This window comes from Mycobacterium sp. NGS51, assembly GCF_059812525.1.
The window spans coordinates 1-17,780 of the sequence record NZ_JCALCV010000012.1; the positions used below are offsets into that span (position 1 = coordinate 1).

The window sequence follows — 17,780 nt, forward strand, 5'->3', positions numbered from 1 at the left end:
TTAAGCCCCGTGCCCCCCAATTTGATTGGGGGGCACGGGCATATCTATAGCCGCCAACGCGCGGCACTCCCACCATTCAGGGGTTGGGAAATGAATTAACTAGAAAACAACCACCGTTAATGTAGCCATAATGGGGTTTGTCGGGCGTCCCATGGTAGGTGCCGTCAAGCATGCCTGTACACCGCTGGGACGCCGTTTGGTGGATCGGTCGCCACCGGCGCTCTATCCGGTACGGCCCGTATCCTGACACGAGGCTTCGTGACGAAAGATTGAAAGGGTTTTCAGTTGGTCGGCAACAGCGCGGGTGGTGAGCGTCGTCAGTCCCGCGACGGAAACGGCAGTGGTCCACGAGGTCCGCAACGGCAAGTGAAGCGTCCCCAGCCGCCGATGCGTTCGGGGCCACAACGCGCTCGTCGAGCCCAGCCCGACAAAGACAGCGAAGCACCACCCGGCCAAGGTGGACCAACGCTGGCCGCCGACATTGAGGCTCGTCAGCTTTCGCCGGAGATCCGCCGCGAGCTCACCACGTTGGACCGCAATACCGCAGACTTCGTCGCGCGTCACCTCGTGGCGGCCGGTGAGTTGCTCGATGAGGAGCCCGAGGCGGCACTTGAGCATGCCCGTGCGGCCCGCGCCAGGTCCGGGCGCATCGCCGCCGTCCGTGAGGCTGTCGGAATTGCGGCCTATCACTGTGGCGACTGGGCGCAGGCGCTGGCCGAATTGCGCGCAGCCCGCCGGATGGGCAGCAAGTCTGCGCTGCTTCCGCTGATCGCCGACTGTGAGCGCGGTCTCGGCCGGCCAGAGCGTGCGGTTGAGTTGGCCCGGGGGCCCGAGGCGGCCCAGCTCAGTGGCGATGACGCCGACGAGCTGCGCATCGTCGCTGCCGGCGCCCGCGCGGACCTCGGCCAGCTCGAACAGGCCTTGACGGTGCTGTCCACCCCGCAGCTCGATCCGGCCCGCACCGGACCGACCGCGGCGCGGTTGTTCTACGCCTACGCCGAAACGCTGCTGGCCCTCGAACGCAGTGATGAGGCATTGCAGTGGTTTCTGCGCTCGGCGGCCGCGGATGTCGAGGGCGTCACCGACGCCGAAGACAGAGTGAGCGAGCTCGGCTGACGTGGGAACGATTGCACAGCAATACGATTGCCTGCTTCTCGATCTGGATGGCACGGTGTTTCGTGGCCATCAGCTCACCGAGGGTGCGGTCGCGTCGCTGGACAAGGTGCCCGGCCGAAAGCTGTTCGTCACCAACAACGCATCACGCAGCGCTGACGAAGTGGCCGAACACCTACGGGATCTGGGCCTCGACGCCGCCGGCGACGCCGTCGTCACCAGTGCGCAAAGCGCCGCCCGGCTGCTGGCCGAACAACTGGACCCCGACACCCGTGTATTGATCGTCGGCACCGAGTCGCTGGCCAACGAGATCGTGGCGGTGGGATTACGGCCGGTACGGCTGTGGCAGGACAAGCCCGACGCGGTGGTGCAGGGCCACTCGACTGAAACCAGCTGGTCCGATCTCGCCGAGGCCGCACTGGCAATCCGCGCCGGAGCGCTGTGGGTGGCCGCCAACGTCGACCCCACGTTGCCGTCCGAGCGCGGAATGCTGCCCGGCAACGGATCCATGGTGGCCGCGTTGAAAACCGCCACCGATGCCGAACCGCAAGTCGCCGGCAAGCCCTCACCCACGTTGATCAAGGATGCGCTGGCGCGCGGAGATTTTCGTTCCCCGCTGGTGGTCGGTGACCGACTGGACACCGATATCGCCGGGGCCAATGCAGCCGGGCTGCCCAGCATTATGGTGCTCACCGGCGCCAATTCCGCGCGTGATGCCGTCCACGCGATACCCGAACAGCGGCCCACCCACATCGGGCATGACCTCCGTTCGCTGCATCAGGACGCCGACCTGCTGGCCGTGGCGCCGCAATCGAATTGGCAGGTCGATACCGGCGACGGATCGATAACAGTCAGCAGCGGTGCGCAACTGGGGTCAGGCGACGGGTTGTCGGTTGTTCGAGCGGTCGCCTGCGCGGTGTGGAAGGCGCACTTCGACGGGCAGCCGTTCACGATCGAGGCCGCTGACGACACCGCCCGCGATGCCCTGCAGCGCTGCTCCCTGGTGTAAATCGACTAGCGTAAGGAGCGTAATGAATACCGAACCTGAAGAGATTCGCGCGCAGATCGACGCTGTGCTCGCCGAGCTGCCCGATCCTGGCGACGGCGAAAACGATCTCGCCGAGACCGATCTCGACGAGATCGCCCGCCGTCTGTCCGAGGCGCATGACATGTTGGTGCGTGCCCTGGAGTCGGCGGAGAAGGGTTGAGTGCGCTGTGCCACGGCGTGCCCGTGTTGATGTCGAACTGGTTCGGCGTGGACTGGCGCGGTCCCGTCAACAGGCAGCTGAGCTGATCGGCGCGGGCAAGGTGAGCATCGACGGTATGCCGGCGGTCAAAGCCGCCACCGCGGTCACAGCTACCGCCTCGCTGACCGTCACCGGTGATGGTGGGCGCACCTGGGTGTCGCGCGGCGCTCACAAACTCATCGGCGCCCTGGACGTTTTCGGGATCAGCGTCGAGGGTCGGCGTTGCCTGGATGCCGGCGCGTCCACCGGTGGGTTCTCCGAAGTCCTGCTGGACCGGGGCGCCCGCGAGGTGGTCGCCGCTGATGTCGGGTATGGCCAGTTGGCCTGGTCGCTGCGCTCGGATCCGCGGGTGGTCGTCGTCGAGCGGACCAACGTCCGGGACCTGTCACCGGGCGTGATCGGTGGTCCCGTCGACGTGATTGTGGCTGACCTGTCGTTCATCTCGTTGACGACGGTGTTGCCCGCACTGGCGCGATGCGCTTTGCCAGAGGCCGATATCGTTCCCATGGTGAAGCCGCAGTTCGAGGTGGGCAAAGGTCAGGTGGGGCCCGGAGGAGTGGTGCACGATCCGGAACTGCGCGCGGGATCGGTGCTCACTGTCGCTCGTCACGCCGCCGAGCTGGGATGGCATACCGCCGGCGTCACCGCCAGCCCGCTGCCCGGCCCGTCGGGCAATGTCGAATACTTCCTGTGGCTGCGCACCCCGACCGGGCCGGCACTGTCGGGTGATGACCTGGTGCAAGCGGTGCACGACGCCGTCAGCGAGGGGCCGCAATGATGCAGGAACGCACCGTGCTGCTGGTCGTCCACACCGGACGCGAAGAAGCCACCGAGACCGCTCGTCGGGTGGAAAAAGTACTGGGCGACAACGGTATTGGACTTCGTGTGCTATCGGCCGAGGCAGTCGATCGGGGATCGCTGCACCTGGCGCCCGATGATATGCGCGCATTGGGCGTCGACATCGAGGTCGTCGACGCTGATCCGCACGCCGCCGACGGATGCGAACTGGTGCTGGTGCTCGGTGGTGACGGCACCTTTTTGCGGGCCGCCGAACTGGCACGCAACGCGAGCATCCCGGTCCTAGGCGTCAACCTGGGCCGGATCGGATTTTTGGCCGAGGCCGAAGCCGAGGCCATCGATATCGTGCTGGACCACGTCGTGGCTCGCAGCTACCGGGTGGAGCATCGCTTGACGTTGGATGTCGCGGTGCGTGCCGAAGGCCGGGTCATCGATCGCGGATGGGCGCTCAACGACGCCAGCCTGGAAAAGGGCCCGCGGCTGGGCGTACTCGGGGTGATGGTCGAAGTCGACGGCCGGCCGGTGTCGACGTTCGGCTGCGACGGTGTGTTGGTGTCGACACCGACCGGATCCACCGCCTACGCGTTCTCCGCCGGCGGCCCGGTCTTGTGGCCGGACCTGGAGGCAATTCTGGTGGTGCCCAACAATGCTCACGCACTATTCGCCCGGCCGATGGTGACCAGCCCGGACGCCACCGTTGCGATCGAAATCGAGGCGGGTGGGCACAACGCGCTGGTGTTCTGCGACGGGCGCCGCGAGATGCTGGTGCCGGCCGGCGGACGCCTCGAGGTGACGCGTTGCGACACCGCGGTGAAATGGGCGCGGCTGGACAGCGCACCGTTCACCGACCGCTTGGTGCACAAGTTCCGGCTGCCGGTCACCGGCTGGCGCGGGCAGTAGCGGTGCTGGCGGAAATTCGGATCGACTCGCTGGGCGCCATCAGCGTTGCCGTTGCCGAGTTCGGCCGCGGCCTGACGGTGCTGACCGGCGAAACCGGGACCGGAAAGACCATGGTGGTCACCGGACTGCACCTGCTGGGTGGGGCCCGCGCCGACGCCAACCGGGTACGCTCGGGAGCAGAGCGGGCCGTCGTCGAAGGTCGTTTCACCACAACAGATCTCGAGGATTCAGTCGCCTCGCGCGTCGACGACATCCTGGACTCATCGGGCGCAGACCGTGACGAAGACGGCAGCGTGATTGCACTGCGCTCGGTCAGCCGCGACGGCCCGTCGCGCGCCTATCTGGGCGGTCGCAGCGTACCGGCCAAATCGCTGAGTGGTTTCACCACTGAGCTGCTCACCCTGCACGGGCAAAACGACCAGCTGCGGTTGATGCGGCCCGAAGAGCAACGGGCCGCGCTGGACCGGTCGGCAGCTGTCGACTCTCGCCTCGAGCGTTACCGCAAACTGCGCGACGCATGGCAGACCGCCCGCCGCGACCTGGCTGACCGCCGCAACAGAGCGCGTGAATTGGCCCAGGAGGCCGATCGCCTCAAGTTCGCGCTGCAGGAAATCGACGCGGTGGATCCGGCGCCGGGCGAGGACGATGCACTGGTCGCCGACATCAACCGACTCTCCGAACTCGACGCCCTGCGCGAGGCAGCCGCGGCCGCGCGCGCGGCGCTCGCCGGGGCAACCGACGACGTCGATGCGCTGCAGCCGATCTCAGCAGCCGACTGCCTCGGCCGGGCGAAGACCGCGCTGGAAGCCGCCGACGACACCGCGTTGCGCAGCCTGGCCGATCAACTGGGACAGGCATTGACGGTGATCGGCGACGCTGCCCGGGAGCTCAGTGACTACCTCAACGAGCTGCCGGCAGACGCCAGCGCGCTGGATACCAAGCTGGCCCGGCAAGCCGAGCTGCGGACGCTGACCCGCAAATACGCCGCTGACATCGACGGCGTGTTGGCCTGGGCCCGCGAATCGCGAGACCGGTTGGCGCACTTGGATATCTCCGAGGAAGCGCTCGACGGGCTGCAACGCGGGGTCGACGAATTGGCAGCCCAATTGGGCGATGCCGCAGTCGATGTCAGCAAGACGCGCAGCCAGGCCGCGAAGCGATTGGCCAAAGCGGTCACAGCCGAACTGTCCGGTTTGGCGATGGCCGACGCCGAATTCACCATCAGCGTGACCCCGATGCCCGCGAGCGACGGCGACCCGGCTGCGTTGACGTTGCCGTCCGGAACGCTGGTGCATGCCGGCGGCGACGGCGTCGACCAGGTCGAGTTCGGGTTCGCCGCGCATCGCGGGATGGTCGTGCTGCCACTGGCCAAAAGTGCGTCCGGCGGTGAGCTGTCGCGGGTGATGCTCGCCTTGGAGGTGGTGCTGGCGACGTCATCGAACCGGTCTGCGGGCACCACGATGGTCTTCGACGAGGTCGACGCCGGGGTGGGCGGCCGGGCGGCGGTCCAAATCGGGCGGCGGCTGGCCCGGTTGGCCGACAGTCATCAGGTGATCGTGGTGACACATCTCCCGCAAGTCGCGGCGTACGCCGATGTGCACCTGATGGTGGAGCCCACCGGACGCAAGGGCGCCAGCGGCGTGCGACGCCTCGACGACGACCAACGCGTCGGTGAACTGGCCCGGATGCTGGCAGGGCTCGGCGAGACCGACACCGCCCGCGCACACGCTCGGGAATTACTTGAGGCCGCTCAATGTGACCGGATCGCGACATCCTGACCGCTTCTCAGTATGTGACAGGTGTGAAAAGATATAACTTCTGATGCTGCTGTTACGGCGCGCCTCCTCGTCGCAGCACTAGTTCACCGACAGAATCGCCCCCATGAGGATGACTGCTCTTCTGTCCCGTAATGCGTCGCCGCGGCCCGGCGTCGTCGGCACTGCCCGGGTCGACCGTGACATCGACCGGCTGCTGCGACGAGTGTGCCCCGGTGACATCGTCGTCCTCGATGTGCTGGATCTAGACCGGATCACCGCCGACGCACTGGTCGACGCTGAGATCGCCGCCGTCGTCAACGCCTCCCCATCGGTCTCCGGCCGCTACCCCAATCTGGGGCCAGAGGTGTTGGTGGCCAACGGCGTGACACTGATCGACGAGACCGGGCCAGAGGTTTTCAAGAAGGTCAAAGACGGCGCCAAGGTCCGGCTGCACAACGGCGGGGTGTACTCGGGTGACCGCCGCCTCATCCTCGGCACCGAGCGCACCGACCACGACATCGCCGACTTGATGCAGGAGGCCAAGAGCGGTCTGGTCGCGCATCTGGAGGCGTTCGCCGGCAACACGATTGAATTCATCCGAAGTGAAAGTCCGCTGCTGATCGACGGGATCGGTATTCCCGACATCGACGTCGACCTACGCCGCCGCCATGTGGTGGTGGTCGCCGACGAAGTGCACGCCGAGGATGACCTCAAGCGCCTCAAGCCGTTCATCAAGGAGTACCAACCCGTTTTGATCGGCGTCGGCACCGGCGCCGATGTACTGCGCAGAGGCGGATATCGCCCGCAGATCATCGTCGGTGACCCCAGCGAACTCAGCACCGAGGTGCTCAAGTGCGGTGCGCAGGTGGTATTGCCCGCCGACGCCGACGGCCATGCCCCCGGCCTGGAGCGGATCCAGGATCTCGGTGTCGGTGCGATGACCTTTCCAGCCGCCGGCTCGTCCACCGATCTGGCGCTGCTGCTGGCCGACCATCATGGGGCCGCGCTGCTGGTCACCGCCGGGCATACTGCCAACATCGAAACGTTCTTCGACCGCACCCGTCAACACAGCAACCCGTCGACATTTCTGACCCGGCTGCGGGTGGGAGAGAAGCTGGTCGATGCCAAGGCGGTTTCCACCTTGTACCGCAACCGCGTTTCGGCCGGGGCCATCGCCTTTTTAATCCTGTCGATGCTGATCGCGGTCATCATCGTGCTGTGGGTCTCACGCACCGACGCGTTGGTGATGCAGTGGATCGTGGACTACTGGAACCGCTTCTCGCTGTGGGTGCAGAGCTGGATCAGCTAGAACCGTGATTTCCTTACGCCAACACGCGATTTCGCTTGCTGCGGTGTTTCTGGCGCTTGCGGTCGGTGTCGTCCTGGGTTCTGGCTTACTGTCCGACACGTTGCTGTCGGGTCTACGTGACGAAAAGCGGGACCTACACTCGCAGATCAATGCGCTCAACGACCAGAAGAACGCACTCAACGAAAAACTCAGTGCGGCAAATAACTTCGATGCGCAAATGGCCGGGCGGATGGTGCACGACGCCCTTGACGGCAAGTCGATCATCGTCTTCCGCACTCCGGACGCAACCGACGACGACGTCGATGCGGTGTCGAAAATGGTCGGCCAGGCCGGCGGAGCGCTCACCGGCACGGTGTCGCTGACCCAGGAGTTCGTCGACGCCAATTCCGCGGAGAAATTGCGGTCGGTGGTCAACTCGTCGATCGTGCCGGCGGGTGCGCAGTTGAGCACCAAACTGGTCGACCAGGGCTCGCAGGCCGGCGACCTGCTGGGGATCGCATTGTTGATCAACCGAGATCCGGCCGTTCCGACCGTCGACGACGCCCAGCGTGACACTGTGCTGGCGGCGCTGCGCGACACCGGATTCATTGCCTACGGCGACCAGCATGTCGGTGCGGCCAATGCTGCGCTGGTGGTCTCTGGCGGTGGCCTCGGCGACGACGCCGGCAACCAGGGATCCAGCGTGGCGCGGTTCGCATCGGCGCTCGCACCACACGGCTCGGGGGTGCTGCTGGCCGGCCGCGACGGCTGCTCGGTGGGCACGGCCGCCGTGGCGGTGGCACGCGCCGATGCAGCCATGGCATCGGCGATCAGCACCGTCGACGATGTCGACGCCGCCTCCGGCCGGATCACCGCGATCCTGGGTCTGCATGACCTGCTGGGCGGCGGCCGTACTGGTCAATACGGCATCGGTCACGGCGCCAGCTCGCTGACTGTCGTGCAGTAGGTTCATTGTCCGGCTCCTCCTCATCGCGCCGCGCACTCTGCATCGTCGCCGGACGAGTCCTCTCGCCGGGCGTGTTAGCAACCGCTCGACGGTGTGGGTGTTAGGGTGGGGTTCCGTGGGTCGGCAGGCGCAACGCAGGCTGGAAACCAGCCTAAAAAGGAAGGCCCTGCGCCGTCTTCACGGAGGTCGCTCTATTGCGTAGGCATCCGCAAACCGCCACCAAGCACCTCTTCGTCAGCGGCGGCGTCGCTTCTTCGCTCGGCAAGGGCTTGACTGCCAGCAGCTTGGGGCAATTGCTGACCGCGCGCGGGTTGCAGGTGACAATGCAGAAGCTCGACCCGTATCTCAACGTCGACCCGGGCACCATGAACCCGTTCCAGCACGGCGAGGTCTTCGTGACCGAGGACGGCGCCGAGACCGACCTCGACGTCGGTCACTACGAGCGGTTCCTGGACCGAGACCTGTCCGGCTCGGCGAATGTCACGACCGGCCAGGTGTATTCGACAGTGATCGCCAAAGAACGCCGCGGCGAGTACCTGGGCGACACCGTACAGGTGATTCCGCACATCACCGACGAGATCAAGAGCCGCATCCTGGCAATGGCCGAGCCGGACGCCGACGGTAAGCGTCCAGATGTGGTGATCACCGAAATCGGTGGCACGGTAGGCGATATCGAGAGCCAACCCTTTCTGGAGGCAGCTCGACAGGTACGCCACGACCTCGGTCGGGAGAACGTCTTCTTCCTGCACGTGTCACTGGTGCCCTACCTGGCGCCATCGGGTGAATTGAAGACCAAGCCGACCCAGCACTCGGTCGCGGCGCTGCGCAGCATCGGTATCACGCCCGACGCGTTGATCCTGCGCTGCGATCGCGACGTTCCCGAATCGCTGAAGAACAAGATCGCGCTGATGTGCGACGTCGACATCGACGGCGTCATCTCCACTCCTGATGCGCCGTCGATTTACGACATCCCGAAGGTCCTGCATCGCGAGGAACTCGACGCGTACGTCGTCCGCCGGCTCAACCTGCCGTTCCGCGATGTCGACTGGACGGAATGGGACGACCTGCTTCGCCGGGTGCATGAACCGCAGGAGACGGTACGAATCGCGTTGGTCGGCAAGTACGTCGACCTCTCCGATGCCTACCTGTCGGTCACCGAGGCACTGCGCGCCGGTGGATTCAAGCATCACGCCAAGGTCGAGATGCGGTGGGTGGCATCCGACGATTGCCAAACCGCAACCGGTGCGGCAGCGGCGCTCAGCGAAGTCGACGGTGTGCTGATACCGGGCGGATTCGGTATCCGTGGCATCGAAGGCAAGATCGGTGCCATCCACTATGCGCGGGCCAGGGGTCTCCCAGTGTTAGGGCTGTGTCTTGGGTTGCAGTGCATCGTGATCGAAGCTGCGCGCTCAGCGGGCCTGGCCCAAGCCGACTCCGCCGAATTCGATCCGGACACCCCGGATCCAGTCATCTCGACCATGGCCGACCAGGAGCAGATCGTAGCCGGCGAAGCAGATCTGGGCGGCACCATGCGGCTGGGGGCTTACCCCGCGGTACTTGAACCGAATTCCATTGTCGCCCAGGCCTACCAATCGACGCAGGTGTCCGAGCGGCATCGGCACCGCTACGAGGTCAACAACACCTACCGGGATCAGATCGCCAAGAGCGGTCTGCGGTTCTCCGGAACTTCCCCCGACGGGCACCTGGTGGAATTCGTCGAATACCCGCCCGAGATACACCCGTTCGTTGTCGGCACTCAAGCCCATCCCGAGTTGAAGAGCCGGCCCACCCGGCCGCACCCGCTGTTCGCCGCGTTCGTCGGCGCCGCCATCGACTACAAGGCCGCCGAACGGCTACCCGTCGAGATTCCGGAGCATCGGGCGAACGGCAATGACCATCGCGACAGTTCCACGGCCACTCAACCCGAGCCCGAGCCCGCCGCCCGTGGCTGAGCACGTTTTCGAGACCACGTCGTCCGAAACCCTGCATACCGGAAAGATTTTCGCACTCCGCACCGACCATGTCCGGATGCCCGGCGGCAAAATCGCCGCCCGCGAAGTCGTCGAGCACTACGGTGCGGTTGCCATCGTCGCGATGGACGACGACGGCAACCTCCCGATGGTGTATCAGTACCGGCACGCGTTCGGGCGACGGCTGTGGGAGCTGCCGGCTGGGCTGCTCGATGTCAACGGCGAGGCCCCGCAGCACACGGCCGCCCGAGAATTGCGGGAGGAGGCGGGGCTGCAAGCAGAGAGCTGGCAGGTGTTGGCGGACCTGGATTCCACCCCGGGCTTCAGCGACGAATCGGTGCGCGTCTACCTGGCGACCGGGTTGACGCAGGTGGACCGACCCGACGCCCATGACGAAGAAGCCGACATGACCTTGCAGTGGTATTCCCTCAGTGATGCCGTCAGCCGGGTATTTGCGGGCGAGATCGTGAATTCGCTTGCCGTGGCGGGTATTTTGGCGGCGCATGCAGTACGCCAGGGTGTTGCGCAACCGCGGCCGGTAGATGCGCCGTGGATCGACAAGCCGACGGCGTTCGCTAAACGGCAGGCCACCCGGTGACCACGCTGGCGCCGCCACCGTTGCAGGCCCAGTTGCAGGGCTATCTGGATCATCTGACCATCGAGCGGGGCGTGGCGGCCAACACGCTGAGTTCGTATCGCCGCGACCTGCGCCGCTACTCGGAGTACCTCGCGCTGCGCGGCATTGACGATCTGGGCAGCGTCAGCGAAAACGATGTCACGGAGTTCCTGGTGGCACTGCGTCGCGGAAACCCGGAGACGGGGGTGTTGCCGCTGTCGGCGGTATCGGCGGCCCGGACGTTGGTCGCGGTGCGCGGTTTGCATCGGTTTGCCGCCGCCGAGGGATTGGCCGAACTCGACGTGTCACGCGCCGTCAAGCCGCCCACCCCGGGACGCCGGCTGCCCAAAAGCCTGACTCTCGACGAGGTGCTGGCCCTGCTGGCCGGTGCCGGCGGCGACAGCCCGTCGGATGGGCCGCTGGCTCTGCGCAACCGGGCTCTGCTGGAATTGCTGTACTCGACCGGAGCGCGAATTTCCGAAGCCGTGGGACTCGACGTCGACGACGTCGACGTCCATGACCGCTCGGTGCTATTGCGCGGCAAAGGGGGTAAGCAGCGGCTGGTGCCGGTGGGGCGGCCCGCGGTGCAGGCGCTGGACGCGTATTTGGTGCGGGGGCGACCGGATCTGGCGCGCCGTGGGCGTGGTACACCGGCGATTTTCCTCAACGCGCGCGGTGGCCGGTTATCCCGCCAAAGCGCCTGGCAGGTTCTTCAGGACGCGGCCGAACGGGCCGGGATCACGTCGGGGGTGTCACCGCACACGTTGCGGCACTCGTTTGCGACGCACCTGCTGGACGGCGGCGCCGATGTGCGGGTGGTGCAAGAGTTGTTGGGCCACGCCTCGGTGACCACGACGCAGATCTACACGCTGGTCACCGTGCACGCGCTGCGCGAAGTGTGGGCCGGCGCCCACCCCCGCGCGCACTAACTTTCTGCGCCGAACGTCGACTTGATGGGCAGATTCGCCCGGATTTTGACGACAAGTCGACGTTCGACGAGCTAGCCCAGGTACTCCGACTCCAGCACCAGGTCCGAGATCAGGGTCTGGTATTCGGCGTGCGCCTTGTGTTCGGTGGTGTTCCACAGCGTGTCCTGCTGACGGCGCATGTACTCGCGGTACTTCGGCGCGCCGGGCATCTTGACGTTGTCGGCCACCACGATCGAGCCGGCATGTAGCCAGCCGCGGTCGAGAATGCTCTGCAGGTCGGTCAGGTAGGCGTCCTTGTCGTGGTCGAGGAAGACGAAGTCCAGCGCGCCGGCGGTGAATCCGTAGTCGTCGGCCAGCGCCTCCAAGGTGCGCCCGCCGTCGCCGATCGTGCCGACCACACACGTCACCCGGTCCGCGACGCCGGCGTGCGCCCAGATCCGCCGAGCGTTGTCCGCGTTGGCCTCGGCCAACTCGACCGAGTAGACCTTGGCGGTCGGCGCGGCCCGGGCGATCCGCAGCGCGCCATAGCCACAGTAAGTACCCAGCTCCAGCGCCAGCTTCGGGTCGGCCCGCCGGACCGCGGCGTCCAGCAGCGCACCCTTCTCGTCGCCGACATTGATCAGCATCGACTTCTCGTAGGCGAAGCGATCGATGGTGGCCAGCACATCGTCGACGTCGCCGGCACGGGCGTTCTGCAGGACGTAGTCGACGGCAGCGGCCTCCCGCCCGTCGCCGATCTGACCTGTCGTGGTGATGTTGCGGGCCCCGGTTGCCATCCGCCACACCGACCACCGCAGAAACGGAATGCGTTGCTTCAGACTCATGACCGACACGATAGTCGCGTATTGGCTGGTTATATCGCCTGCAAGTCTCCCGGCGCAGCCGCGCAAAACCGCTACACTTTCCCCCGATGTCCGCCATTACCCGAACGCCGCGCACCCTTCGGTGGTGCGCGCCGAGCAGCGGCCGGGCATGACCCGCGCCGACGACGAGGGGGCCGGCGTAGCCGGGATCGAGGAGCGGCGCTGATGACCGACAACACCGACAGCAGCCCGGAGGTCGGCCTGACCGGTCGCCCGCCGCGGGCGATCCCCGAGCCCAGGCCACGGACCTCGCACGGCCCGGCCAAGGTCGTCGCGATGTGCAACCAGAAGGGCGGCGTGGGCAAGACCACGTCGACGATCAACCTGGGCGCGGCGCTGGCCGAGTACGGCCGCCGGGTGCTGCTGGTGGATCTCGACCCGCAAGGTGCGCTGTCAGCGGGCCTGGGTGTGCCGCACTACGAGTTGGAGCGCACCGTCCACAACCTGCTGGTCGAGCCCCGGGTGTCGATCGACGACGTGCTGATCCACACTCGCGTGAAAACCATGGACCTGGTGCCGTCCAACATCGACCTGTCGGCCGCCGAGATCCAGTTGGTCAACGAGGTTGGCCGCGAGCAGTCATTGGGCCGCGCGCTGCATCCGGTGCTGGACCGCTACGACTACGTCCTCGTCGATTGCCAACCGTCGCTGGGCCTGCTCACCGTCAACGGTCTGGCCTGCTCGGACGGGGTGATCATTCCGACCGAGTGCGAATACTTCTCGCTGCGCGGACTGGCGCTGCTCACCGATACCGTCGAGAAGGTCCGCGACCGGCTCAACCCGAAATTGGAGATCAGCGGCATCCTGATCACCCGCTACGACCCGCGGACGGTGAACTCCCGCGAGGTGATGGCCCGGGTGCTGGAGCGCTTCGGTGACCTAGTGTTCGACACGGTGATTACCCGAACCGTCCGCTTCCCGGAGACCAGCGTCGCCGGCGAACCGATCACGTCCTGGGCGCCCAAATCGGGCGGCGCGCAGGCCTACCGCGCGTTGGCCCGCGAGGTCATCGACCGATTCGGCGCGTGACCAGCACCGACACCGCTACCCAGAACGGCTTCCAGGTCAGGCTGACCAATTTCGAGGGGCCGTTCGACCTGCTGCTGCAGTTGATTTTCGCGCACCGCCTCGACGTCACCGAGGTGGCGCTGCACCAGGTCACCGATGACTTCATCGCCTATACCCGCGAGATCGGCCCGCAACTGGGGCTGGAGGAGACGACGGCGTTTCTGGTCATCGCGGCCACGCTGCTCGACCTCAAAGCCGCGCGGCTGCTCCCGTCGGGCCAGATCGACGACGAGGAAGACCTGGCGCTGTTGGAGGTGCGCGACCTGCTGTTCGCCCGGCTGCTGCAGTATCGGGCGTTCAAGCATGTGGCGGAGATGTTCGCCGAGTTGGAGGCTGCGGCGCTGCGCAGCTATCCGCGGGCAGTGTCGCTGGAGGACCGATTCGAAGGTCTGCTGCCCGAGGTGATGCTCGGCGTCGACGCTGAGCGGTTCGCCGAGATCGCCGCGACCGCCTTCACCCCGCGCCCGGTGCCGACCGTGACCACCGAGCATCTGCACGAGTTGATGGTGTCGGTGCCGCAACAGGCCGAACGGCTATTGTCGCTGTTGGAGGCGCGGGGGACGGGGCAGTGGGCGTCGTTTTCCGAACTGGTCGCCGATTGCCAGGCGCCGATCGAGATCGTCGGCCGGTTCCTGGCGCTGCTCGAACTGTATCGGGCCCGGGCGGTAGCATTCGACCAGTCAGAACCGCTTGGTGTGCTCCAGGTTTCGTGGACCGGAGAACGGCCGACCACCGACGACTTGGAACTGCGAGACCAATCATGACTACCGACGACGCCGGCGATGCCGACCTGGGTATCGACGTCGCGACCGCACCCGAATTGCCCGACGACGAGCTTGGCGCCGTGCTCGAGGCGCTGCTGCTGGTCGTCGACACCCCGGTAACCGTGGAGGCGCTGGCCGCGGCGACCGAACAGCCGGTGTACCGGATCGCCACCAAGCTGCAGATGATGGCGGCGGCGCTCACCGAACGCGACAGCGGGATCGACCTGCGCGAGGCCGGCGGCGGATGGCGGATGTACACCCGGGCCCGGTTTGCGCCGTATGTGGAGCGGCTGCTGCTGGACGGGTCTCGCTCGAAGCTGACCCGCGCGGCGTTGGAGACGCTGGCGGTGGTGGCCTACCGCCAGCCGGTGACCCGGGCGCGGGTGAGCGCGGTGCGCGGGGTCAATGTCGACGCGGTCATGCGGACCTTGCTGGCGCGCGGGCTGATCACCGAGGCGGGCACCGATCCCGACACCGGCGCGGTCACGTTCGCTACTACCGAGCTGTTCTTGGAACGGTTGGGGCTCTCCTCGCTGGCTGATCTGCCCGATATCGCGCCGCTGCTGCCCGATGTCGACATGATCGACGACTTGAGCGAATCGCTGGACGCCGAGCCACGTTTCATCAAGCTCTCCGGCGACACCAATGAGGCCGATAAGCCGTTGTCGTTCGACGTGGACCAGTGATGGCCGAAGGTGTACGCCTGCAGAAAGTGTTGTCGCAGGCCGGAATTGCTTCGCGGCGGGTCGCCGAAAGGATGATCACCGACGGCCGTGTCGAGGTCGACGGGCAGCTTGTGACCGAACTGGGCACCCGTGTCGACCCGGGCGCGTCGGTGATTCGGGTCGACGGGGCGCGGGTGGTTCTCGACGAGTCGCTGGTATATCTGGCGTTGAACAAGCCGCGCGGCATGCATTCGACGATGTCCGACGACCGCGGGAGGCCCTGCATCGGCGATCTGATCGAGCATCGGGTGCGCGGCAACCAGAAGCTATTTCACGTCGGGCGGCTCGACGCCGACACCGAGGGACTGATCCTGTTGACCAACGACGGCGAATTGGCGCACCGGCTGATGCACCCGTCATATCAGGTGCCCAAGACATACATCGCCACCGTCGCGGGAGCGGTGCCCCGCGGTCTCGGGAAAAAACTGCGCGGTGGCATCGAATTGGACGACGGCCCCGCTGCCGTCGATGATTTCGCGGTGGTGGACACCGTTCCGGGCAAGACGCTGGTGCGGGTGACGCTGCACGAGGGCCGCAAACGCATTGTGCGACGGTTGCTGGCCGCGGTCGGCTTCCCCGTGCAGGAGCTGGTGCGCACCGACATTGGCGCGGTCTCGCTGGGGCAGCAGCGCCCCGGCAGCATCCGGGCCTTGGGCCGCAAGGAGATCGGTGACCTCTACCGGGCGGTCGGCCTGTGAACGTTGTCGTCGCGGTCGACGGGCCGGCCGGGACCGGAAAGTCTTCGGTATCCAAGGGATTGGCTCGCGCCCTGCAAGCGCGCTATCTCGACACCGGTGCCATGTACCGCATCGTGACGCTGGCGGTGCTACGCGCCGGCATCGACCCAGAGGATGACTTAGCCGTGGGCACCACCGCGGCCACGGTTGAGTTGTCGGTCGGCTATGACCCCGACGTAGACCGCTGTTACCTTGCCGGTGAAGACGTTTCGGCCGAGATCCGCGGTGACGAGGTCACCCGCGCAGTGTCGGCGGTGTCATCGGTGTCGGCGGTGCGTACCCGGCTGGTGGAGTTGCAGCGCGAGTTCGCGGACGGCAAGTCAAGCATCGTCGTGGAAGGTCGCGACATCGGAACCGTGGTGCTGCCCGACGCCGACGTGAAAATCTTTTTGACCGCAACGGCCGAGACTCGGGCGCGGCGGCGCAACGACCAGAACGTCGCTGCCGGGTTACCCGACAACTACGACGCCGTGCTGGCTGACGTGCGTCGGCGCGACCATCTGGATTCGAGCCGAACGGTCTCGCCCCTGCGGCCGGCGTCGGACGCCGTCGTCGTCGACACCAGTGAAATGACCGAGACCGAGGTGATCGCGCACCTCCTCGAACTGGTGCAGCAGCGAAGCGAGGCACTGCGATGAGCCAGGACGGCACCTGGGCCGACGAAAGCGATTGGGAGCTCGGCGAATCCGATTCGGCTGACGAATCGTCGGGACCGCCACCGGTCGTGGCGGTGGTGGGCCGGCCCAACGTCGGCAAGTCGACGCTGGTCAACCGCATCCTGGGCCGGCGTGAAGCGGTCGTCCAGGACGTTCCTGGTGTGACCCGAGACCGGGTGTCCTATGACGCGCTGTGGACCGGCCGGCGGTTCGTCGTGCAGGACACCGGCGGATGGGAACCCGACGCCAAGGGGTTGCAGCAGCTGGTGGCCGAGCAGGCGGCGGTGGCGATGCGCACCGCAGACGCGGTGGTCCTAGTGGTCGACGCCGTGGTCGGGGCGACCGCCGGCGACGAGGCAGCCGCGCGCATCTTGCGGCGTTCCGGAAAGCCAGTGTTCTTGGCCGCCAACAAGGTTGACGGCGAGAGGGGAGAAGCCGACGCGGCGGCGTTGTGGTCGCTGGGGCTGGGGCAACCGCATGCGATCAGTGCGATGCACGGCCGCGGTGTGGGCGACCTGCTCGACGAGGTGGTCGGCGCGCTGCCGCAATTGGCTGAGTCAGCGTCGGTCACCGGCGGGCCGCGACGTGTCGCGCTCGTTGGCAAACCCAACGTCGGAAAGAGTTCGCTGCTGAACCGGCTGGCGGGGGATGAGCGCTCGGTGGTCCACGAGGTGGCCGGCACCACAGTCGATCCGGTGGACTCGCTGATCGAAATAAACGGCAAGATCTGGCGTTTCGTGGACACAGCCGGTCTGCGCCGCAAGGTGGGTCAGGCCAGTGGACACGAGTACTACGCCTCGGTGCGCACGCATGGCGCCATCGATGCCGCCGAGGTCGTGATCGTGCTGATCGATGGCTCGGCGCCGTTGACCGAACAGGATCAGCGGGTGCTGTCGATGGTCATCGAAGCCGGACGGGCGCTGGTATTGGCGTTCAACAAATGGGATTTGGTCGACGAGGACCGCCGCTATCTGCTGGAACGCGAAATCGACCGCGAGTTGGTGCAGGTGCGCTGGGCGCAGCGGGTGAACATCTCCGCCAAGACGGGCCGGGCGGTGCAGAAGCTGGTGCCGGCACTGGAAAGCGCATTGGAGTCGTGGGATACCCGGATTGGGACGGGACGGCTCAACACGTTCTTCAAAGAGGTGGTGGCCGCGACGCCGCCGCCGGTGCGCGGTGGAAAGCAGCCTCGCATTCTGTTCGCCACCCAGGCGACGGCCCGGCCGCCGACGTTCGTGTTGTTCACCACGGGGTTTCTGGAGGCGGGCTACCGGCGGTTCCTGGAGCGACGGCTGCGCGAGGCGTTCGGCTTCGAGGGCAGTCCGATCCGGATCAACGTGCGGGTGCGCGAGAAGCGGAGCGCCAAGAACCGCTGACCAGTC

19 protein-coding genes are annotated in these 17,780 nt (G+C 66.4%); 18 read left to right on the plus strand and 1 reads right to left on the minus strand.

The window, feature by feature from the left end; genetic code table 11:
* The first annotated feature begins 285 nt into the window (after positions 1-285).
* The 11 genes from AC5Y5W_RS15455 (at position 286) to xerD (ending at position 11,585) form a co-directional block, all read left to right on the plus strand.
* Complete coding sequence (locus AC5Y5W_RS15455) at positions 286-1,116, plus strand: tetratricopeptide repeat protein (RefSeq protein ID WP_500011004.1); 831 nt, start codon at positions 286-288, stop codon at positions 1,114-1,116.
* 1 nt (position 1,117) lies between these two features.
* The gene (locus AC5Y5W_RS15460) at positions 1,118-2,122 is read left to right on the plus strand and encodes an HAD-IIA family hydrolase (RefSeq protein ID WP_500011006.1); all 1,005 of its coding nucleotides are present in this window, start codon (positions 1,118-1,120) and stop codon (positions 2,120-2,122) included.
* A gap of 22 nt (positions 2,123-2,144) precedes the next feature.
* Positions 2,145-2,321, plus strand: coding sequence for a hypothetical protein (locus tag AC5Y5W_RS15465; protein WP_500011008.1), 177 nt, complete (start codon positions 2,145-2,147; stop codon positions 2,319-2,321).
* 7 nt (positions 2,322-2,328) lie between these two features.
* Positions 2,329-3,138 (plus strand): TlyA family RNA methyltransferase, encoded by an 810-nt coding sequence (locus tag AC5Y5W_RS15470; RefSeq protein ID WP_500011010.1) that lies wholly within the window; start codon positions 2,329-2,331, stop codon positions 3,136-3,138.
* The gene (locus tag AC5Y5W_RS15475; protein ID WP_499883807.1) at positions 3,135-4,058 is read left to right on the plus strand and encodes an NAD kinase; all 924 of its coding nucleotides are present in this window, start codon (positions 3,135-3,137) and stop codon (positions 4,056-4,058) included. Before AC5Y5W_RS15470 ends, AC5Y5W_RS15475 begins: the two co-directional genes overlap by 4 nt.
* 2 nt (positions 4,059-4,060) lie before the next feature.
* Positions 4,061-5,836 carry a DNA repair protein RecN gene (recN, locus tag AC5Y5W_RS15480; RefSeq protein ID WP_499883808.1) on the plus strand — a complete coding sequence of 592 codons (1,776 nt, stop codon included), beginning with the start codon at positions 4,061-4,063 and terminating at the stop codon, positions 5,834-5,836.
* 103 nt (positions 5,837-5,939) lie between these two features.
* A complete protein-coding gene (gene steA, locus AC5Y5W_RS15485) occupies positions 5,940-7,124 on the plus strand; it encodes a putative cytokinetic ring protein SteA (protein WP_500011012.1) in 1,185 nt (394 codons plus the stop codon).
* A 4-nt stretch (positions 7,125-7,128) separates the two neighbouring features.
* A complete protein-coding gene (locus AC5Y5W_RS15490) occupies positions 7,129-8,070 on the plus strand; it encodes a copper transporter (RefSeq protein ID WP_500011014.1) in 942 nt (313 codons plus the stop codon).
* Positions 8,071-8,264: 194 nt separating this feature from the next.
* Complete coding sequence (pyrG, locus tag AC5Y5W_RS15495) at positions 8,265-10,022, plus strand: CTP synthase (protein WP_500011016.1); 1,758 nt, start codon at positions 8,265-8,267, stop codon at positions 10,020-10,022.
* Entirely contained in the window at positions 10,015-10,638 is a 624-nt protein-coding gene (locus AC5Y5W_RS15500; protein ID WP_500011018.1) for an NUDIX domain-containing protein, read from the plus strand. Before pyrG ends, AC5Y5W_RS15500 begins: the two co-directional genes overlap by 8 nt.
* 20 nt (positions 10,639-10,658) lie before the next feature.
* Complete coding sequence (gene xerD / locus AC5Y5W_RS15505) at positions 10,659-11,585, plus strand: site-specific tyrosine recombinase XerD (RefSeq protein ID WP_500011215.1); 927 nt, start codon at positions 10,659-10,661, stop codon at positions 11,583-11,585.
* A gap of 71 nt (positions 11,586-11,656) precedes the next feature.
* Here the strand turns inward: xerD and AC5Y5W_RS15510 are convergent, their stop codons facing one another.
* A complete protein-coding gene (locus tag AC5Y5W_RS15510; protein WP_500011020.1) occupies positions 11,657-12,409 on the minus strand; it encodes an O-methyltransferase in 753 nt (250 codons plus the stop codon).
* On the opposite strand from AC5Y5W_RS15510, the gene AC5Y5W_RS15515 reads away from it, so the two are divergent.
* From AC5Y5W_RS15515 to der, 7 genes are read left to right on the plus strand one after another with little or no spacing between them, the layout of a single operon-like run.
* Complete coding sequence (locus AC5Y5W_RS15515; RefSeq protein WP_499883814.1) at positions 12,408-12,614, plus strand: hypothetical protein; 207 nt, start codon at positions 12,408-12,410, stop codon at positions 12,612-12,614. The two genes, AC5Y5W_RS15510 and AC5Y5W_RS15515, sit on opposite strands and share 2 nt — an antisense overlap.
* Positions 12,614-13,477: a ParA family protein gene (locus tag AC5Y5W_RS15520; RefSeq protein ID WP_499883815.1), complete on the plus strand. Its 864-nt coding sequence runs from the start codon at positions 12,614-12,616 to the stop codon at positions 13,475-13,477. The genes AC5Y5W_RS15515 and AC5Y5W_RS15520 overlap by 1 nt, the downstream gene beginning before the upstream one ends.
* Complete coding sequence (locus AC5Y5W_RS15525) at positions 13,474-14,280, plus strand: segregation/condensation protein A (protein WP_500011022.1); 807 nt, start codon at positions 13,474-13,476, stop codon at positions 14,278-14,280. The genes AC5Y5W_RS15520 and AC5Y5W_RS15525 overlap by 4 nt, the downstream gene beginning before the upstream one ends.
* Positions 14,277-14,966: an SMC-Scp complex subunit ScpB gene (gene scpB, locus AC5Y5W_RS15530; RefSeq protein WP_500011024.1), complete on the plus strand. Its 690-nt coding sequence runs from the start codon at positions 14,277-14,279 to the stop codon at positions 14,964-14,966. The genes AC5Y5W_RS15525 and scpB overlap by 4 nt, the downstream gene beginning before the upstream one ends.
* Positions 14,966-15,703 carry a pseudouridine synthase gene (locus AC5Y5W_RS15535; protein ID WP_500011025.1) on the plus strand — a complete coding sequence of 246 codons (738 nt, stop codon included), beginning with the start codon at positions 14,966-14,968 and terminating at the stop codon, positions 15,701-15,703. Before scpB ends, AC5Y5W_RS15535 begins: the two co-directional genes overlap by 1 nt.
* Positions 15,700-16,380: a (d)CMP kinase gene (gene cmk / locus AC5Y5W_RS15540; RefSeq protein WP_500011027.1), complete on the plus strand. Its 681-nt coding sequence runs from the start codon at positions 15,700-15,702 to the stop codon at positions 16,378-16,380. Before AC5Y5W_RS15535 ends, cmk begins: the two co-directional genes overlap by 4 nt.
* Positions 16,377-17,774: a ribosome biogenesis GTPase Der gene (gene der / locus AC5Y5W_RS15545; RefSeq protein WP_500011028.1), complete on the plus strand. Its 1,398-nt coding sequence runs from the start codon at positions 16,377-16,379 to the stop codon at positions 17,772-17,774. The genes cmk and der overlap by 4 nt, the downstream gene beginning before the upstream one ends.
* Positions 17,775-17,780: the final 6 nt, after the last annotated feature.